The organism is Thiohalocapsa marina (genome assembly GCF_008632335.1).
Classification (GTDB): Bacteria; Pseudomonadota; Gammaproteobacteria; order Chromatiales; family Chromatiaceae; genus Thiohalocapsa; species Thiohalocapsa marina.
The window spans coordinates 290,498-308,125 of the sequence record NZ_VWXX01000001.1 but is presented as its reverse complement, the minus strand read 5'-3'; the positions used below and the strand labels follow the sequence as shown (position 1 = coordinate 308,125).

At 66.0% G+C, this 17,628-nt stretch carries 13 protein-coding genes and 1 pseudogene; 5 read left to right on the top strand and 9 right to left on the bottom strand.

Annotated features, from left to right (window positions below; translation table 11 throughout):
• Positions 1 to 158: 158 nt before the first annotated feature.
• The 4 genes and pseudogenes from recD2 to F2Q65_RS20355 all read right to left on the bottom strand — a co-directional run.
• A complete protein-coding gene (gene recD2, locus F2Q65_RS01385) occupies positions 159 to 2,366 on the bottom strand; it encodes an SF1B family DNA helicase RecD2 (RefSeq protein WP_150089615.1) in 2,208 nt (735 codons plus the stop codon).
• Between the two features lie 135 nt (positions 2,367 to 2,501).
• Positions 2,502 to 2,909, bottom strand: coding sequence for a putative hemolysin (locus F2Q65_RS01380; protein WP_150089614.1), 408 nt, complete (start codon positions 2,907 to 2,909; stop codon positions 2,502 to 2,504).
• A gap of 78 nt (positions 2,910 to 2,987) precedes the next feature.
• A complete protein-coding gene (locus tag F2Q65_RS20360; RefSeq protein ID WP_425473410.1) occupies positions 2,988 to 3,218 on the bottom strand; it encodes an acetoacetate decarboxylase family protein in 231 nt (76 codons plus the stop codon).
• A 71-nt stretch (positions 3,219 to 3,289) separates the two neighbouring features.
• Positions 3,290 to 3,691 (bottom strand): annotated as a pseudogene (locus F2Q65_RS20355) (acetoacetate decarboxylase); the annotation flags it as partial.
• Positions 3,692 to 3,822: 131 nt separating this feature from the next.
• Here F2Q65_RS20355 and F2Q65_RS01370 point away from each other — a divergent pair.
• The 3 genes from F2Q65_RS01370 (at position 3,823) to F2Q65_RS01360 (ending at position 12,425) form a co-directional block, all read left to right on the top strand.
• A complete protein-coding gene (locus F2Q65_RS01370; protein ID WP_246155836.1) occupies positions 3,823 to 4,290 on the top strand; it encodes a GIY-YIG nuclease family protein in 468 nt (155 codons plus the stop codon).
• 783 nt (positions 4,291 to 5,073) lie between these two features.
• Positions 5,074 to 6,159 carry a 5'-methylthioadenosine/S-adenosylhomocysteine nucleosidase family protein gene (locus F2Q65_RS01365; RefSeq protein WP_150089612.1) on the top strand — a complete coding sequence of 362 codons (1,086 nt, stop codon included), beginning with the start codon at positions 5,074 to 5,076 and terminating at the stop codon, positions 6,157 to 6,159.
• Positions 6,160 to 6,221: 62 nt separating this feature from the next.
• Complete coding sequence (locus tag F2Q65_RS01360; RefSeq protein WP_150089610.1) at positions 6,222 to 12,425, top strand: HTH domain-containing protein; 6,204 nt, start codon at positions 6,222 to 6,224, stop codon at positions 12,423 to 12,425.
• Between the two features lie 312 nt (positions 12,426 to 12,737).
• On the opposite strand, the gene F2Q65_RS01355 is transcribed toward F2Q65_RS01360, so the two are convergent.
• From F2Q65_RS01355 to F2Q65_RS01340, 4 genes are all read right to left on the bottom strand, one after another.
• Positions 12,738 to 13,127 carry a hypothetical protein gene (locus tag F2Q65_RS01355; protein ID WP_150089608.1) on the bottom strand — a complete coding sequence of 130 codons (390 nt, stop codon included), beginning with the start codon at positions 13,125 to 13,127 and terminating at the stop codon, positions 12,738 to 12,740.
• A 160-nt stretch (positions 13,128 to 13,287) separates the two neighbouring features.
• Positions 13,288 to 13,962, bottom strand: coding sequence for an SOS response-associated peptidase (locus tag F2Q65_RS01350; RefSeq protein WP_150089606.1), 675 nt, complete (start codon positions 13,960 to 13,962; stop codon positions 13,288 to 13,290).
• A 37-nt stretch (positions 13,963 to 13,999) separates the two neighbouring features.
• Entirely contained in the window at positions 14,000 to 14,443 is a 444-nt protein-coding gene (gene tsaA / locus F2Q65_RS01345) for a tRNA (N6-threonylcarbamoyladenosine(37)-N6)-methyltransferase TrmO (protein WP_150089604.1), read from the bottom strand.
• Between the two features lie 9 nt (positions 14,444 to 14,452).
• Positions 14,453 to 14,881 (bottom strand): secondary thiamine-phosphate synthase enzyme YjbQ, encoded by a 429-nt coding sequence (locus F2Q65_RS01340; protein WP_150089602.1) that lies wholly within the window; start codon positions 14,879 to 14,881, stop codon positions 14,453 to 14,455.
• A gap of 224 nt (positions 14,882 to 15,105) precedes the next feature.
• Here F2Q65_RS01340 and F2Q65_RS01335 point away from each other — a divergent pair, with 224 nt between their 5' ends.
• Entirely contained in the window at positions 15,106 to 15,897 is a 792-nt protein-coding gene (locus F2Q65_RS01335; protein WP_150089600.1) for a sulfite exporter TauE/SafE family protein, read from the top strand.
• Here F2Q65_RS01335 and F2Q65_RS01330 read toward each other — a convergent pair.
• Positions 15,879 to 16,625 (bottom strand): hypothetical protein, encoded by a 747-nt coding sequence (locus F2Q65_RS01330; protein WP_150089598.1) that lies wholly within the window; start codon positions 16,623 to 16,625, stop codon positions 15,879 to 15,881. The genes F2Q65_RS01335 and F2Q65_RS01330 overlap by 19 nt on opposite strands.
• A 353-nt stretch (positions 16,626 to 16,978) precedes the next feature.
• Between F2Q65_RS01330 and F2Q65_RS20295 the strand changes: the two genes are divergently transcribed.
• Positions 16,979 to 17,623, top strand: a complete 645-nt coding sequence (locus F2Q65_RS20295) for a lytic transglycosylase domain-containing protein (RefSeq protein ID WP_150089596.1) — start codon at positions 16,979 to 16,981, stop codon at positions 17,621 to 17,623.
• Positions 17,624 to 17,628: the final 5 nt, after the last annotated feature.

Below are 17,628 nucleotides of genomic sequence, written 5' to 3'. Positions count from 1 at the left end.
CGCCCGCGGGTTAGGTGATCGGCACCGGGCCTGCGCACAGGGTTATCCACAGCCGCTGTGGAAAGTGCAAGCGCTCAGGGAGGGAGCGTATTGCGGATAGGTGCCGACGTCCTGATGCCGTGGTGGGGATACTCCGGCGCCGACCTGGCATCCTGGAGTCATCCAGGGGCGCATGCTTCGCTCGACCAGCCCTCCCGCAACCGCTCCGCCAGCCGCGTGATGCGCTGCTTCGCCTGCTGGCGGCCGACGGCGATGCGCAGCGCCTTGGGCTCGGCGATGAGCACCACCAGCTGTTTGCCGCGGGTGACGCCGGTGTAGAGCAGATTGCGCTCCAGCAGCTGATAATGCTGCATCGCCAGCGGAATCACGACCACCGGATACTCCGAGCCCTGGGCCTTGTGGATGCTTGCGGCATAGGCCAAGGACAGCTCATCGAGTTCGCTGAAGTCATACTCGACCAGGCGCCCATCGACATCGACCCTGACCAGGCTCTGCTCCGGGTCGATGGTGCGGATGCGCCCGATGTCGCCGTTGAAGACCTCCTTGTCGTAATTGTTCACCCGCTGCAGCACCTTGTCGCCGGGGGCATAGGTGGTCCCGAAGCGCTGCACGCGCGGCTGCGCGCTGGGATTGAGCCGCTGCTGAAGCTCCAGGTTGATCGCCTGCACCCCGAGCGCGCCGCGGTTCATGGGGGTCAGTACCTGGATGTCCTCGACCGGATCAAAGCCAAACCGCAGCGGGATGCGCTGCGTCACCGCGGCAGTGAGCTTCGCCGCCAGGTCCTCGGCATCGGCCGCCTCGATCAGATAGAAATCACTCGTCTCGCCCTTGGCCGGCGCCCTTGGCACCTCCCCGCGGTTGATGCGATGGGCATTGACGATGATCTGCGAGGACAGCGCCTGGCGAAAGATCTCCGTCAGTCGTACCGTCGGTACCACACCTGAGGCGATCAGATCTGCGAGCACCGCGCCAGGGCCAACCGAGGGCAGCTGATCCACATCGCCGACGATCAGCAGCGCGGCGGCATCGGGCAGGGCGCGCAGGAGCTGATTCATCAGCACGGTGTCCAGCATGGAGGCCTCGTCCAGGACCAGCAGCTCCGCGTCGAGTGGCGTGTCGGCATCGCGCTTGAAGCGGTAGGCGCTCGGGTCGAACTCCAGCAGCCGATGGATGGTCTTGGCCTCGCATCCCGTGGTCTCGCTCAGACGCTTGGCCGCGCGTCCGGTCGGTGCGGCCAGCAGGACCGAGACCCCCTTGGCCCGCAGGATGCGCAGCAGGCTGTTGACCAGCGTGGTCTTGCCCACGCCGGGACCACCCGTGAGCACGGCGACCTTGCTCTCGAGCAGGGTGGCGATCGCCGCGCGCTGGGAGGGGGCCAGCGTCAGGCCGGTCTGTGCCTCGACCCAGGGCAGGGCACGCGCCACAGCGATCCGGCCCCAGGGCAGGGGACCGCGCAGCAGCCGCCTGAGATGGACCGCACAACTCTGCTCGGCCCGCTGCAGCGGTGTCAGGTAGATCAGCGCCTCCTCGCGGACGAGATTCTCCTCGTGTTCTTCATCGACGATACCCTGCTCGATGATGGGCGGCGGGATGTCCAGCAGCTTGGTCGCCATGCCCAGCAGCTGCTCGGGCGCTGCCGCGCAATGGCCCTGCTCGGCGTGGACCTGCAGGGCATGACGCACGCCGGCGCGGGCGCGCAACAGCGAGTCACGCGGGATGCCGAGATTCTGGGCGATGGTATCGGCGGTCTTGAAGCCGATGCCCCAGATGTCGAGCGCGAGCCGGTAGGGGTTCTCGCTGACGGTGAGGATGGCTGCCTCGCCATAGGTCTTGTAGATGCGCACCGCACGTGCAGTGCCGACGCCGTGGGACTGCAGAAAGACCATGATCTCGCGGATGACCTTCTGCTCGGCCCAGGCGGCGCTGATACGCGCGCGGCGCGTGCGGCCGATGCCGGGCAGTTCCTCCAGCCGGTCAGGGGTGGTCTCGATGACGTCGAAGACCGCTTCACCAAAGGCCTGCACGAGGGTCCGGGCGAAGTGCGGGCCGATGCCCTTGACCATGCCGGAGCCCAGATACTTCTCGATGCCCTCCAGGGTCGCGGGCGGGACGATCTGCAACTGATCGGCGCGAAACTGCAACCCATGCTGGCGGTCGTTGACCCACTGGCCCTGCGTCTCGATGCACTCGCCGGGGCTGACCGAGGCGGCCGTGCCGACGACGGTGACCAGATCGCGCTGACCACGGACCTTCACCCGCAGCACGCAGAAGCCGGACTGCTCGCTATGGAAGGTGACGCGCTCGATGCTGCCGGCGAGGCGTTCGTGCGGATGGTCGGGGGAGGCAGCGGAGGGCGGGGGCGGCATCGGGCGATTGTAGCGCTGCGCCCGGCTGCTGGGGCGCGTTGCCTGGCTGCTGGGCTGCCGATAGGGCGGCGATCGGCTAAAAAGGCTTCGACGTGTATCGCATGGCTGAGATCTGAGCAGCGTTAGGCGGTTGCGCTAAGGCATGCTCGGTGCCGGGCAGCGCCCGCTGAAATAGGCCTCCAGCGGGCAGGACACACCCTCCGGACTGCGGCAGGTCTGCGTCGCCATCTCCACCTGCCCGCCGGTGATGGCGCAGTAGATCTGGGCCGCGTCGTCGTAGCCGGTGATCTTGAGTCCGCCATTGGGGCACTGGCCGCGCAGCAGCGCCCACTCCTCGCACTGGCGGTTGTCCTCGAAGACACAGACGCCGTACTCGCCCCCGTCGGGGCGCGTGCGGATGTCGAGTGTGCCACCCTGCTCGATGCAGTGCACCGAGGCCGGGTTGGCCACGCCCATCGGGCCGAGCGCCTGCGCCGTGATCGGCGCGATGGCGAGTGCGGTCATCGCTGCGGCCAGCGACCAGCGTCCGGTCTGTCTCTTCATGATCACGTGAACTCCAAAGGTGCGAAATGGGGCTTGCCGGGCAGACCGCGGTGGTGGTGGCGATCCCTGCCGCCGGACTCAGGCCTGACGGAGATAGTCGAAGACCACTTCACCCAGGCTCAGGGTCAGATCCGCGATCAGATGCCTGGCCGCGACCATCTCCAGGACGGGCAACTCGGCCACGGGCGCCAGTGCATGGGGAAACAGGGCCAGTGCCCCAGGCCCGCTCCAGGCACCTTTGACCCTGACATCGGTGAGAGCATAGCGCACCAACTCGCAGATGCGCGCCGTGCCGTCGACATGGGGGATGATCTTGAGCAGGAAATTGGGCGTCTCGCCGAGACTGCGCTGAACCTCCCCGGGATCGAGCGCTCATAGTCCATGGTGCCGACCAGGGTGTCGGTATGCACCGCAAGGCGCGGCGTGGCGAGCTTCTTCGGAAAGCCCCCCCCAGAGCTCGCGTCCGCCGGCAATGGCCGCATGGCCATTCCCAGGTACATGGCGTGGGTGTAGTTGCCGGGCTGATCATTGAACTGCACGGCAATCACCTGGCCGCTCTCGGTGTAGTCGCCAAAGCCGGTGGAGTCCGGCATGCGAATGAACTCGTAGTGCACCAGCGGCTCCGCCAGTTCCAGCGGCTCCGGTACCACCGCGCGCAATTTGTCCGCATCCGTGCGATAGGTCAGGATGAAATACTCGCGGTCGACAAAGCGATACGGACCGGGTGGGTAAGCCGGATTGCCAAAGGGCATGGCGAAGGCCTGACGGCGAATGGTGGACATGTCCATACGCATGGCACCTGCCTGCAGCCGTTGGGCCGCCGCGCCGGGTACCCCGAGGCGCGGCCCGTTGTCGAAGAAGGGGTATAGCCACAGTATGGCGCATGTGCGCCACTTGGTCGGAGTGAGGCGTGGTGAAAAGCCGAACCGATGCGCCGACGGAACGCAACAGCCGGACCGGCACCTATGCCGTCCTGCTCGCGCCCCGGCAGCCCAAGACCGTCCAGATCGGGCGTCTGGGTGCCCTAACCCTCGCGGGCGGGGTCCTCGTCTATGTCGGCAGCGCCCTCGGCCCCGGCGGTATCGCGGCGCGTTGCCGGCATCATGCCCGGATCGCCGCGCGGCCCCATTGGCATCTGGACGACCTGCGCCCCCACTGCGATCTGCTGGGCTTCTGGGTCGCCTATGGAACCGAGCGGCTTGAGCATCGCTGGGCGTTGACCTTGGGCGCGCTGCCCGCAGCAAACTGGCCACTGCTGCGTTTCGGGGCGAGCGACTGCCGCTGTCCGGCGCATCTGATCGCACTGCCCGAGGTCCCGACGTCCGAGACGCTGCATCAGAGTCTGGGTGCCGGGTGCTGGCTTCAGCCTGGCGATCTCTGAGATTGAGCAGATTTGGCGATCAGATTGAACGCGGGCTGGGCATGATTCTGATGCGGTCATGTCCAACTGCTGGGCGGTGGTCAACAGGTCCGGTTATCAGTCCAATCCCGCCATTTGGCCTGGAAGTACACGTTTCCCGCCGAGTCCAATTAGCTGCCGCTCAAGTGGCTGCGGCGGAGGGAAGGTTAGACGCCGACAGAGGACGCTCGGGCATGACTTGGCGATGAGCTAGAGTCTAGTAGACCATCGCAACCACGAAACGTTGCAATGCCGACGAGGATGCCCTGGTGATCTTCGACCGAACCCTGGGCCTGGATTGACGGGACAAGATCTTACGCAGCGAGTGGTCATTCGACGCCAATATGCTAATGGTCCTGGGGATATGCCCGGCCCCTAGGATAACGACGTGACCCAGGACCAAGTGCGTCGACCCGAATACCCCGAGATTGGATTGTTCCCGTATCGCTAAGCCAACCTCTCCGGCGGAACCGCGCTACACTGACTCTGCCTGTAAAATCGCCATAATAAGTCCCACCAAGAGATCCAAAACCATTTTCAGGCATGGACATACCGACGCGCGAACCCATCGGACCCAACCCCGAACGTCTGGGTATTGAGCCGACGCCCAGCGACGACCTCGGTCGGCGCCCCCCAATTCCTAGGCCGCAAGGCCGAGCTTGAGGCCCCCGGTGCCGCCAGACTGACCCCGGACCCGACCCGCCCGCGGGAGGACCGGGGCGGGCCGGGTCTGCGCTAACTCGAAACGTCCAAGAGGATCTGCACATGACACCCGTAGATTCGTCTGAGCACCGAATCACCGCTGCTCCACCCCCCGAGTCCCCGACCGACTTCCTGCTCGTCGCCCCGCTGTCCGAGGAGCGCGACGCCCTGCTTGCACGCCTGCCGGGTCACCGCAAGCTGCCGCCGAGCGAGGACGACATCCGGGTCTACTACGCGGCGCAGATCCCGGCGCAGCTCGCGGACGGGCGCCCGGTCACCTACACCGCCGTGGTGCTGCCACTGGCCGGGATGGGCCATACCCAGGCCGCTGGCGCCACCGCCGATGCCATCCGCCGCTTCCATCCGCGCTATGTACTGCTGATCGGCATCGTCGGCGGCATGGCGAAGAACGCGGTGGCGCTCGGCGATGTCCTGCTGTCGGACCAGGTGGTGGACTACGAGCTGGCCAAGGTCACCCCGGACGGCCCATCCATACGCTGGCAGGTGCATCAGGTAGACCAGCGTCTGCTGATCGCCGCGCAGAATCACACCGTTGGCGACCTTGCGGACACCGCCGCCACGCGCCCGGAGCCGGGCCGGCCGCGGGTGCACATCGGCCCCGTCTGCACCGGCAACAAGGTGGTCGCCGATGACGTCCTGGCCGACCAGCTACGGGAGGTCTGGGTCAAGCTGATCGGCGTCGAGATGGAGGCCGGCGGTGTCGCCAACGCCGTCGCCCAGTCCGCCCGCCGGCCCGGCTTTTTCATGATCCGCGGCGTCTCCGATCTCGCCGACGCCGACAAGGACAGTAACGAGGTCAAGTCCTGGCGCCCCTATGCCTGCGAGATCGCCGCCGCCTGGACGATCGATCTGCTGAAAAACGGACCCATTCCCGCCGGTGCACCGCCCCCTGTTGCCGATGATCACCGTCAGGCGATCAGTCTAGCGAAAGACGTTGCAGTCAGAACCCCGGCGGGCAGGCCAGAGGCAGTCGTCCCCCACTCGACTGCCATTGCCCGATGGCGGGAGAGGTTGGACTTCCTGATGGAACGGGAGGCAGTCGTCTCGAGCCCGGGCCAGCAATTCGAGCTTCGCCATCAGATCGACGAGTGCCGCGCCAAGCTGCGCGAGCTGGGGTTTGATCCGTGACGCAGCAGGCACGCCAGCGCTGGCAGCGCAAGCTAGATCACTTGTTGGCTGAGGAGCCGGTTGTGTCCAGCCCGGTGCAACGGTTCGAGCTGCGCGAGCAGATCGAGGAGTGTCGAGCCAAGCTCGCCGAGCTGGACGAAGAGGATCGGCGTCAAGAAGGTGCCGGAACAGGGCTCGACCTCTCCAAGCTTGCCGCAGTGGCCGACCACTTGCTCGACCCGGTGTCGGGTCTGGAGACGCTGCTCGAAGCCGCCCGAGAGAAGGGTCTGTTGGTGCTCACCGTGCCCATTGGTGCCACGGGGGCGACAGGTCCCTTGATGACTGCCGCGGCGAATGCGACACCCTTGCCGGATGTGGACTTGGTCGATGCGGTGTCGGAACAGATCGCCAAGGACCTCGCGCGCATTCGCGAACGCTATCTGAGCGGTGACAGGGCCGATGCAATCGCAGAGCTGGATGCGCTAGTGGCACACCGGGCTTGGGCGCACCTCGCCCCGAGCCTGCGCGGACGGCTGCTACGCACCGCCGCCCTGTACCGACTGGATTTCGGCCACGATCAGACCGCGGCTGAGGCGCTCGCCGAGCGGGCCGCCGCTGAAGACCCGGACGGAGATGGCCAAGTCCTGGCCGCACACTTGGCGCTGCGCCGCCGCGACACGAAGGCGGCACTCGAGCTGCTGGAGGTGCCCCGCTCGCCCCAGGCCCAGCACCTCGAGGCCGCCATCCTGATCGAGGACGGAGATGCCGAGGCGGCTCTCGGCATCCTGGCCACGCTAATCGCGTCTCCCGAGGGGAGTGCTTCCGATGCCGCGATCCCTGCGGACGCCAGGGACACTGCCGGCAACACCGCAGAGACCTGGCGACTGCGTGCACTGGCCCAGCTCCAGCTGAAGCGGCTCCCCGATGCGATCGAGGCCATCGACGCGGCTCGCGCCCTTGCGCCGAAGTGGGTTGCCGTGTTGAGCGCCGCCGCGGTGGTCGACTTCTGGCGTGTCTGCACACCAGCAGCCCTGGCCCTCACCGAGCAGCCGCTGTGGCCGATGCCTTTCCCGCGTGCCCTGGTGCGCGCCGGTGCCACGACCCGTCTCGGCGAGATCGAGCGCACCTTCGCGACGGTGGCCGACGCGATGCCGGCGGACTCCGATGCGCAAAGACACTGGCTTACCTGGCGTCTGCTCGCTCTGCTTGCGGCGGGTGATCGCCGGGAGGAGGCAACCTACCTGGCTAGGCGCCTGATCGGTGAGGATGGTCCGCTGCACACCTGGCCGCTCTTGTGGGCCAGATTCTACGATCTCGATATCGATCAGGTCCGGCTCGAGGAACGTCTTGGATCTATCTCAGCCGAGGACCCGAACTACATCCCACTGACCGGACTCTATCTGGAGCTGCAGCTGGAGGAAGGAGAGGCAGAGGCCGTACTGGCCGACTTGGAAGGCATCACCCCGACGGTCGAAGGGCTGGGCCACGCTGAGATTACAAGACAGTGGCGCGTGCTCGCGCTGACGGCGGCCGGGCGGCTCGGCGACGCCGAGGCGGTCGCCGACGCCATCGCCGACGAGCGCCTGCGCCTGCGCATGCGGCTGCATGTCGCCCGCAGCCTGGAGGCGCAGATGCCGGGCAGCCACAAGGCGGCCGCCGCGGCGCTGCTCTCGGCCGATCCGGGTCTCGATGTGCTCGCGGAGGCCTGCGACGCCTACGCGAAGGCCGGCGATTGGACCTTCGTCGCCGAGCACGCCGATGCGCTCCTGGAGGCGATCCCGACGCCTGGCTCGCTGCGGCTGTTGGTGATCGCGACCTTCAATCGGTGCGAATACCGGCGTTGCATCAGCGTGCTCGACGAACATCGCGAGGTTTATCCCGACGGCCGGTTGCCGGACGACCTGGCCCTGCTGCGGGTGCGGTGCCAGCGGGAGCTTGGGGAGTCTTCCCAGGCCGTTCACGATGCACAGGCGCTGTTCGATGAGGCCCAGACGGCGGAGCACCTGGTCGAGCTGTTGAATGCCCAACTGGCAGCGGCCAATCGGCCGGGAATGCTCGACGCGCTGCGCCGCCTGGTATTCATCGAGCCCGCCGACGGCCACCTCCTTCTCCAGGGCGCACGCATCGCCGCCCAGCTCGATCGGGACCTCGCGATAGCCCTGTGGCGTCGCGCCGTCGCCCTGGAGCAGGGCGATGCACTATTCGTCTTCCAAGCGGCAACGCTAGGGGAGGGCCTGGGTCTCGGTCCCGACGAGACGGGTCCCTGGTTCCGGCGGATTGCCGAGCTGGGGGCATCTGGCGACGGCGCCGTGCAGACGCTGCATATCTCGGAGATGCCGCGGTTTGTCCGCGAGCGCCGCGAGGCGGTGGACCAATGGGTGGACAAGCTCTGGCACGGCGAGATACCGGCGCACGCGCTGGCGGGTGGCGTTTTGGGTCCCTTGCCTGCGACGTTCCACGCAAACCCGCAGCGCAATCGCAGCGCCCCCGATCCGTTGAAGCAGCCGCCGATCCTGATCCGGCACGGCGCGCGGCCGCTCGGATTTCCAAAGCCGGCTCTGGAACCCCGTCCCCGTCTGATCCTCGACCTCACCGCCTTGGTCACCGCTCAGAGCCTGGACCTGCTGGATCGGCTGGAGGAGGCGTTCGAGCCGCTCTGGCTGCATCGACACTGGCACCAGATCCTTCGGACCGACGTCGAGCGTCTGATGCGTCCGCAGCCGCGAGACTCGGCGGCGCACGCGCAGATCGCAGAGCTGATCCGTTTCAAGGGCATCGTACTGGCAGAGCCCGATGCAGCGGTCGCCGCGGACGAGGCACTGACAGTGTTGGTCGGCAGCTTGCTCGCGCGGGGGCTCGAATGGGCTCTATCTAGCGGCGGCCACCTGCTCACCTATCTGCCCCTGCACGCTCCAGACATCGAGCACTGGCGGGAGGTGGAGCTGCCCTCGCCCTGGGACGGGGTCGTCCTTGGTCCACGTGCTTTGCTGGAAGGACTTCTGGCCGAGGGCCTGATCGATCAGGAGCGCCACCGACAAGGTTTAGCGGCCTTTCCACCCGAGCCCCAGCTGGGGAGTCCACGCAAGCTGCCGGCGCTCGACTCGGTGCTGCTCACCGACACGATATTGTTGAGGCAGTTTGCGGAGTTGGGCCTGCTGACGGCGCTGTCCCATCGTTTCCGTCTCCAGGTCCCGGCAGGAGACTGGGAGCGCAACACTCGAGAAGAGGAGGACGAACGGCTACGCCTCCAGCTTGCCGAGTGGACCATCGCGTTGATCGACCGAGTGTCCGCTGGCCTTCAGGCTGGGCTCTACCGGTTGCTTCCAGCCCACGGGCCGGAGCCGGACGGGACCATTCCGCGACACAGCGGCCTCGACGATCTGTTGTCGTACCCCGGTGAGCCCGGCGACCGGCTTTGGGTAGACGATCGATTCGTCAACGGATTTCCGAGCACGGGTAGGACCTTGATCATCGGCGTCGTCGAGGTCCTGGACCTGCTGCGCAAGCAGGGTGCGATCGATCGAGCGGAGCGCTTTGATCTGCTGCATCGGCTGCGTGCATCCAATTACAGATTCATACCGCTCGACGCGGACGAGATCCTGCACTGGCTGCGGCAGTCGCATTCGGAATTCGGGCGACTGGTGGTCCCGGAGAAGCTGGAAGGACTGGCAAGATATTGGGCGGCATGCCTCTATCAGGGGGATGCGCTCCAGTGGAACGGCAACGACCGCCATGGCGAGGGCGAGCTTCCCTTCTTCATCTCCTCCCAATCGGCGGTGGCGACGGTCTTGTGCCGCATCTGGAGCGACGACCGGCTGAATTTGACTCGCCGCCAGCAGCGAGCCGATTGGGTACTCGGCAACCTCTATGTGGGCGTCGGCGATATCCCACATATTGGCCCGAACCCGAATCCGGAGCGGGACATGAGCCTCGTCGGCACGGATCTGGCCGGATTCTGTTTGGGTGCCTTTCAGGTGATGTCGGAGCGCATCCGCCGCGACCGCAAAGTGGTTGACCGGGACAGGGGGCCGCTGAAACGCGCGAGAGAGCACGCGCTGGGTATCGCGGCGGATTATCTGGGTTGGGTCTGCGATCGCGTTGTGGCGCCTCGTCTGCTCGCCGACCCGTCGAGCGCTGTGCAAACTGCGGCGGTCTTCCGCAGCCTGTTGCTCGGTAGCTTCGCGCATGACGATGACGAGCTGTTGCCGTCGGTTGGTTCCTGGCTCCTGCGTTTCCTACCGATTCTGCCATCGGCGCTGCGGAATGAGCTGCACAAGGACCAGGATCTGATGCAGCGTCTCGGGCTGGAGCAAGTCAACTACCTGGAGGTCGGCAATCTGCGTTTCAGGGCGCGCAACTTCTGGCCGGCGGTCCAGGAGGCACTGCGCGGCGCGACGTTGATCTTGCAGGACAATGATCAGGGCGAGCCATTCAGTCTGCGGCTGATATCCGGTGAAGATACGCCGGTGCCTGTGTTAGCGCTGGCTGATCGCTCGGGAAGACTCGTCGGACGCCATCACTTCCAGTTCAGCGAGCTGTTGCTGGATGACCGCGGCGAGCGGCTCAAAGCGTTGCACACGAATCCACACTGGTGGGACGGCGACCCCAGAGGCGCCCAAGGCGTCGAGCGGGACCTGTCCGCGATCGATTCGGCCGCACTGCGCGTGCGCGAGATCAGGCGGATCATGGACCGATCGGCCGATGCCCATTACGTCGGGTTGGAAGAGTCAATGCAGCGAGAGTTGCGGCGTGAGAGGAGTGTTACCCTCGACCACTGCTTCCCGCCGCCGCTGCCCGCGGTGCTCACGTACATCCGTTGCACCGATGCCGGCGCCGATGGCGAGTCGCCTGCGGGGCAGTGCTGGGAGGCCCTTGTCCGATCTATACCGGACGAGCGCGGTCTTGTCGAATCCCTGTGCAGGATCGCTTTGCTCCCGTGTCCGTTGCCGGAGGGCCTGCGCGTGTTTATCGCCGCCCTCGATACCGAGCCGCTGAGGGAGCTGTTGAGACAGTCCGCTGTGGCGCTGTCCGATCCCATCGGACGCCTGCACCTGATAGACCTGCTGCTTGCCGCCACTGGAACGCTGCCGGAGGCCATGGATCTTGCCCAGGAGCAGATCGGATACCTCGCGACACCACGCTTTGCGGATGAGATCGAGTTGACTCTGGCCCTGGTGGATCTGGCCTACCGTGCGTTTGGTGTCGAGGCGGAGGAGACCGGTGTCGAGCCGCGCCGGCAGCTGTTGGCCGCCTGGGTGCATGCGGGGCGCGCGGCGGGAATCCTGCTCCGTCGCGGGGCAATTCCGGAGCGGCTGGCGAATGCGTTGCGGCAATGGGCACCCTTTCCGTACCGTGACCTATATTCGGGTGGGCGTGAGACGACGGGGGACCTGGCCTGGCCCTGGCACGTTCATGTCTCCGATCTCATCTTCACCGGTCTCGGCGGGACCCTTAGCCGTTATCCAGCGCTGGCAGCGCGGCTCGACCTGTCGGCCCTGCAAGAGCGCCTCGCGCGACTCGATGCCGGTTCACCCGAGTCAGAGCAGGATATATTTTTGCTGCGCGACACGGGATTGCTCGGGGATACCCTGGGCTGCCTGTGGGGCGGCGACCGATCGGTGAATCTGGCACCGCTGACTGGACCCGAAAAGGCAAGCCGATTCGCGCCCGGCAACTTTGCCGGTCTCATCGATGGCTGGCTGGACGGACTTGCCGTGGAGCCGCACCGTGCCGAGCACTGGCAATCCCTGTATGTCACGGTCCTCGATGGGACACTGCCGAGTCCAACCGCGGAGCGTCTGGACGAGATCCTCAGCCGGTCCGACATCGATGCTTTGATCGACTCAGACAATTTCCTGTTGATCCCTTTGATGGATCTCGCGGTCCGGTATGGTAGCGACCATGAGTGCGTTGTCGCGCGGATCTATCGCTGGGCAGAGGGCGTCGATTCCGGGGACCAGCCGACCCCCGCCGTCAGGGAGTACTTCGGCCACGAGGCGACCCACAAATTCTGCGAACGCCTGATCCATTGGCTGCACGGCCTGGCAGCCAGGCACCCGGAAGACCCCGATGGCGAATTCGCGCGTCTGCTCGACGGGCTGATCCTGCGCTCCCGCATCCTGGCCGCGGAGCTGCGCGGGCCCCTGACCAACATCGCCCGCAACCTGCCCTTCTCCAGACACCGCGCCCTGCGCCGCACACTCCTAGCTTCCCGGGCGCGACCCGCTCCACTAGGCGGCCAAAACGCGCCAGGCGGCTCGATACAGACTAAAGGTCTCGTATCGTAGCATCCGTTCACAGAAGCCGGACGCGGCTATAGGCGAGAGCCGTGTCGACCGTTGGGAGATATGCCGGAACCGTTGTTTATGGGGCGCAGATCTACCTCGAGGAGTATGGCGGAGCCTCGTGAAAGTCGGCAGGCGATGCCTTGCGGACTGCTCAGACGGAGCGATCCAGCGGCCGCTTGTTAGACAATTCCTGCCTTTGAGTGGAGAACGGAGCTGCAAGGCGCCAGTGCTGACATGCCGATCGCTCACCCGCTCGACAAGTATCAGTCCTCGATCGCGGGGCTTTGTCAGCTGAGCGGCCGCGACGCTGCATCAGGCGCGAGTGGCTGAGGCGGCATGACCGTGCCCCAGCATCTCCAGGCCTTGTCGCCAATCCTGGACAAAGGTCTCGATCGATTCGATGAAATCCGGCTCATGCGTGGCGCGATTGATGGTGCAGTGGATCAGCACCCCGTCGGGCTCCGCGGTCAGTGTCCAGGCCAAGGCATTCGGGCAGTGAGGCAGGGTGAAGCGCAGCCCGGCGCGGATCACCTCGCGGCGCACCAGAAATTGGCCCCAGAGGCAGTAGACCTCCCCCTGGTCATCACTCCAATTGAGGACCCGGTCGATGGAGGCGCAGACCTCAGCGAGTCGAGGACCGCTGATGTGGTCCTGCAGCAGGGAAGGGGACAGTGAGCAGCGGACGGTGGCGAAGAATTCCATGGGCAAGTCGCGTGTGGCGGACAAAAGATACGGATGCGAAGTCTAGGCGCTTCCGACTGGAGATGGATCGCTGGGCAAGTGTTGAGCGAGGCGTCCAGGCGCATACCGACTCGGTTTGCCTGATGCCGACCCGAGATCCGAGCGGGGAATCGTCGGCCTCTCAGGACAAGGGATCGAGCAGGCTCGGAGCGTCGTTGGCCGGGCTGTTCACTGCCCGCGACACCGGATAGGCGATCCAGCCGTTGGGATCGACTGGCTGCAGCAGCGCCTGCAGTCGTTGCCTGTCCTGAATGCCTGGATTGAGCCAGAGGCCATAGTCGGTGGGATCGAGAATGACCGGCATGCGGTCATGGATGGGCGCCAGCAGCGCATTGGCGTCCGTCACAACGATGGTGCAGGAGTCGATGACGCGGCCCTCGGGTCCCTGCCAATGTTCCCAAAGTCCGGCCATGGCGAAGGGCAGGCCATCGGCGCGGCGGATCAGAAACGGCTGTTTGCCGTCGGCGCCTGTCTGCCATTCATAGAAGCCATCCGCCGGGATCAGACACCGGCGCTGCCGAAAGGCGTTGCGGTAGGCTGGCTTGTCGGCGACCGACTCGGCACGGGCGTTGATCATGCTGTAGCGGTGATCCTGCCCCTTCGACCAGGCGGGCACCAGGCCCCAGCGCAGCTGAATCAGCTCTCGACGGCTTGCGCCGGTCTGCTCCGCCCGGACGGCCAACACCGGCTGGGTGGGTGCGACGTTGTAGCGCGGATCGACCGCACAGACCCGATCGAGCCCGAACTGCTCGGCGAGACTGTCCGGATCGGTGCATTGGACAAAACGCCCGCACATCACACCCTCACTGACCTGGGTTGGCCGGGTGATCTGTTCAACCGGGCATCCGTGCCGGCTTCAGATCCAGCAACGGCGTGCCATCGACGCAATCGAGCCCGCGCACCCGTAGCACCGCCCCCTCGATGCCGATCACGGCCACGACGGCGCTGCCGATGGGATTCGGCCGCACCGGCCAGCGCAGGGCGAAGGTGCCGAACAGCCGGTCACCAGACTTCGGTCGCTGCACCAGCAAATCGCGCCGGGACTGATCGAGCCAGTACAGCACCTGCAACTGACCGGGCGCCTCAAGCCCCATGAGCGCCTGATCCCAGGGGGCAAAGACCTCGATGCGGCATTCCGGACCGGCCCGATCGCCCTGACGCGGGCAGTCCTCGCGGCGCTGCCAGGGGGTGCGTAGCCGGCCGATGAAGCGCAGGCAGGCATCCCCGGCGTCTGGGACCTCGACGGCGATCTCACCGGGGCGGATGGGCTGCGGCATGGCTTAGCCTCAAGACGCCGCTGTGCCAAAGCAGGTCACCACCAGCGTGCGCGCATGACCCTGGGCACGGTGTTCCCAGAGAAACAGCCCCTGCCAGGTGCCGAGCGCCAAGCGCCCCTGGCGGATGGGCACCGTCAGGCCCGAGCCGGTCAGGATGCTGCGGATATGCGCGGACATGTCGTCGGGGCCTTCCTGGTCGTGCGTATAGCGCGGATCACCGTCCGGGACCGCACGCGTCAGATGACCCTCCAGATCGCGCAGCACCGCGGGGTCGGCATTCTCCGTGATCAGCAGCGAGGCGCTGGTATGTTGGCAAAAGACATGACAGAGTCCGGTATGAATGCCCGAGTCGCGCACGCACTCGGCCACGCGCGCGGTGAGCCTGAGCGGACCGCGTCCGGCGGTGGAAAGGGTGAAACTGGTCTGATGACACTGCATGATCGTGAAGATGGTCTCGGATGGGGCGATTCCAGCGCTGTGGCTGAGCGGTTTGGAGCGTCACAGGCTGCCCTCGCTCACCGCGGACAAGTCTGGTTTGTCGCCGCCCTTCGTCGGGACGGATCAGGTCATCAGGATAACCCAACCATGACAGACACGCTCGGCGATCGGCGCCGTTGTCCGAGGCGTGTCGGCACCGCAGCGGCGCAGAGCGATGCAGACCCATGACCTTTGATGCCCTGTTGCTGCTGACGGCGGGATTCTTCGGCGGTGCCCTGAATGCCATCGCCGGGGGCGGCAGCTTTTTCACCTTTCCGGCCCTGCTGGCCGTCGGTGTGCCGCCGATCGCGGCCAATGCCACCAACACCTTTGCCGCCTGTGCCGGCTATCTGAGCGGTGCCTATGCCTTGCGCCGGGAGCTCGCGGGTCATCGAAGCCGCCTGCCGGGCCTGATCCTGATCAGCCTGCTCGGTGGGCTCCTCGGCGCGGGGCTGCTGCTGCAGGCAGGCGAGGTCCTGTTTCGCCAGAGCATCCCCTGGCTGCTGCTACTCGCAACAAGTCTCTTTGCCTTCGGTGGCCCGCTCAATGCGCGCCTGCGCCGGCGGTGCCGTCATCAGCCGCGCAGGTCAACACCGGACCGGGGGCCGCTGCATTGGCTGCTGCCTGTCCTGCTGCTTGGCGTTTGCGTCTACGGCGGCTTCTTCAACGCCGGCCTCGGCATCATCGCCCTGAGCTACCTGATCCTGGCCGGAGAGACCGACATCCATGTGATGAATGGTCTCAAGCTCCTGATCTCAACCCTTGTCTCGGTGGCAGCCCTGATCCTGTTCGGACTCCATGGGGCCATTGCCTGGGGCGAGGGCGGCCTGGTGCTGATCGGCACCCTGGCCGGAGGGTATGTCGCCGCGCATCTGTCGCGACAGATCCCGCAGGGCTGGGTGAAGGGCTTCGTGATCGTCGTTGGCGCCGGAATCACGGCCTACTTCTTTGCCGAGACCTATTGGATCGCGGAGTGATGCGCCTGTGCCTCAGGCTCAGCGTCGTCCTGGACCTGCGCGTCTTCAGCGCTGCGTTCAATCTCCGTCGGAGCTGCCGTCTCGGCTGGCGGCTGTTCGAGATCCTGTGCTTCGTCGTGCCCGTCCACGAGCGATCCGGTGGCGAGTACCGTTACAGCCTCATCGGCGGCTTGCAGTTCTGCCTGTTTGCCAGCGCGCAGGGCTGAATCTCTCGCCCGGCGCTCCAGGTCGATGAGCGAGCGGCCGAGGCCGTAGACCAGCCGGCGCGAGTCATGGGTGGCGTTCTTGCGCTGCTTGTTGCTCAAGACCCCAGCGAACCAGAGCCCATCGAGTAGCATCAGGGTCTTGTCCAGCAACAGCACCAGACGGACGTACTGGGCTAGCTGTGGTGAGGACAACTGCAGCGTCACCGCTCGCGGATGGGTGTAGCGCGGGATCGGCACACCGCCCTCCTCATCGGCCAGCGCCTTCAGGCGCGCGTGCTCGTCCTGCAACCGCTTGGCGACGGTCTCGATGCGCTCGGAGACCAGTGCCTCGATCTGATCCATCTCGGCATCCTCGCCGATGATGCGCAGCACCACCGAGAGCGCATAGAGCGCGCGCACCACCAGCAGGAAGGAATGTCCCCGCTGCAGCACGTACTGGGCATTCTGGCTGTGGATGGTCAGCGTCTGATCGAGAACGGGCTTGGAGAAGCTGCGTTTCTGAGGGGAAGAGGCTTTGGCCATAGGGAACTCCGGGAGCGACGGAAATCCCGGAGGGTAGGGCGCTCCTCATTTCCGCGCAGCCGCGAAAGATCGGCTCGGCGCGAGGGATTGCACATAGTCACGGAAGGCGATGGTTGGTCACGGAGAAAGCTCGGCTCCATAGCGAGCTCTTGCGGTCGCGGTTCCGGCAGGCGCCTGTCTAGAGTGCCCTGCACAACCATAGCCGAGGGCATGCGATGGGGAAGCGACCAACGAGACTGACGACGGGTGGCGTCACTGCAGTGATGCAGGACCGAGCTGCACTGCTGCGACAGGCCGATGGTGCAGTATCGACTGCAGACCGGAGCGTGCTGTGGAGCTCCAGGGTCTTGGTCATGACGCTGGCCCTGCTGTCATCGACGGGCTGGGCTGGTGATGGGCGCGAGCCCCTGGCTTCTGACTTTGGTTTCGAGCGCCCGCTGCGCACGCATGAACTGCTGGGAGAGTGGCATCGACAGACCCGCCGCCAGAAGGCGCCGGGAAACTCGGAGGCAGAACCGGGCAAAGCTCCAACCCTCGCGATCCTGACGGTCTCCAATCAGGCGCAGCACCACCGCCTTCGCCCACAAGCCCTGACCGGCCGACTTGCCGAGCGTCGCGCACGCTTCGCCGCGCTGATTGATGCGACCGCCAAACGGCACGGCATCGATCCTGAATTGGTGCATGCCGTCATCCGCGCGGAGTCGAGCTACAACCCGCGCGCCAAATCCCCCGCCGGCGCCTGTGGCCTGATGCAGCTGATGCCGGCGACCGCCGAGCGCTTCGGAGTCCGTGATCGCTGGGACCCGGCCCAGAACATCCGCGGTGGGGTCGCGTATCTGCGGCTTCTGATGGAGCGCTTCGACGGCGACCTGCGTCTGGTGCTCGCCGCCTATAACGCCGGAGAAGGCGCGGTGGCGAAATACGGCAATCGCGTTCCGCCGTATCGGGAGACGCGGGCCTATGTGCGCAAGGTCATGGGGTATCTCGGGGCGGCTTGAGCCCC

Coding starts and splice junctions, on each gene's coding strand:
- F2Q65_RS01380 (WP_150089614.1), bottom strand. CDS start 2,909: ATGAAGAGACAGACCGGACGCTGGTCGCTGGCCGCAGCGATGACCGCA.
- F2Q65_RS01350 (WP_150089606.1), bottom strand. CDS start 13,962: ATGTGCGGGCGTTTTGTCCAATGCACCGATCCGGACAGTCTCGCCGAG.
- F2Q65_RS01340 (WP_150089602.1), bottom strand. CDS start 14,881: ATGCAGTGTCATCAGACCAGTTTCACCCTTTCCACCGCCGGACGCGGT.
- F2Q65_RS01365 (WP_150089612.1), top strand. CDS start 5,074: ATGACACCCGTAGATTCGTCTGAGCACCGAATCACCGCTGCTCCACCC.
- F2Q65_RS01335 (WP_150089600.1), top strand. CDS start 15,106: ATGACCTTTGATGCCCTGTTGCTGCTGACGGCGGGATTCTTCGGCGGT.
- F2Q65_RS20295 (WP_150089596.1), top strand. CDS start 16,979: ATGACGCTGGCCCTGCTGTCATCGACGGGCTGGGCTGGTGATGGGCGC.
- F2Q65_RS01330 (WP_150089598.1), bottom strand. CDS start 16,625: ATGGCCAAAGCCTCTTCCCCTCAGAAACGCAGCTTCTCCAAGCCCGTT.
- recD2 (WP_150089615.1), bottom strand. CDS start 2,366: ATGCCGCCCCCGCCCTCCGCTGCCTCCCCCGACCATCCGCACGAACGC.
- tsaA (WP_150089604.1), bottom strand. CDS start 14,443: ATGCCGCAGCCCATCCGCCCCGGTGAGATCGCCGTCGAGGTCCCAGAC.
- F2Q65_RS01355 (WP_150089608.1), bottom strand. CDS start 13,127: ATGGAATTCTTCGCCACCGTCCGCTGCTCACTGTCCCCTTCCCTGCTG.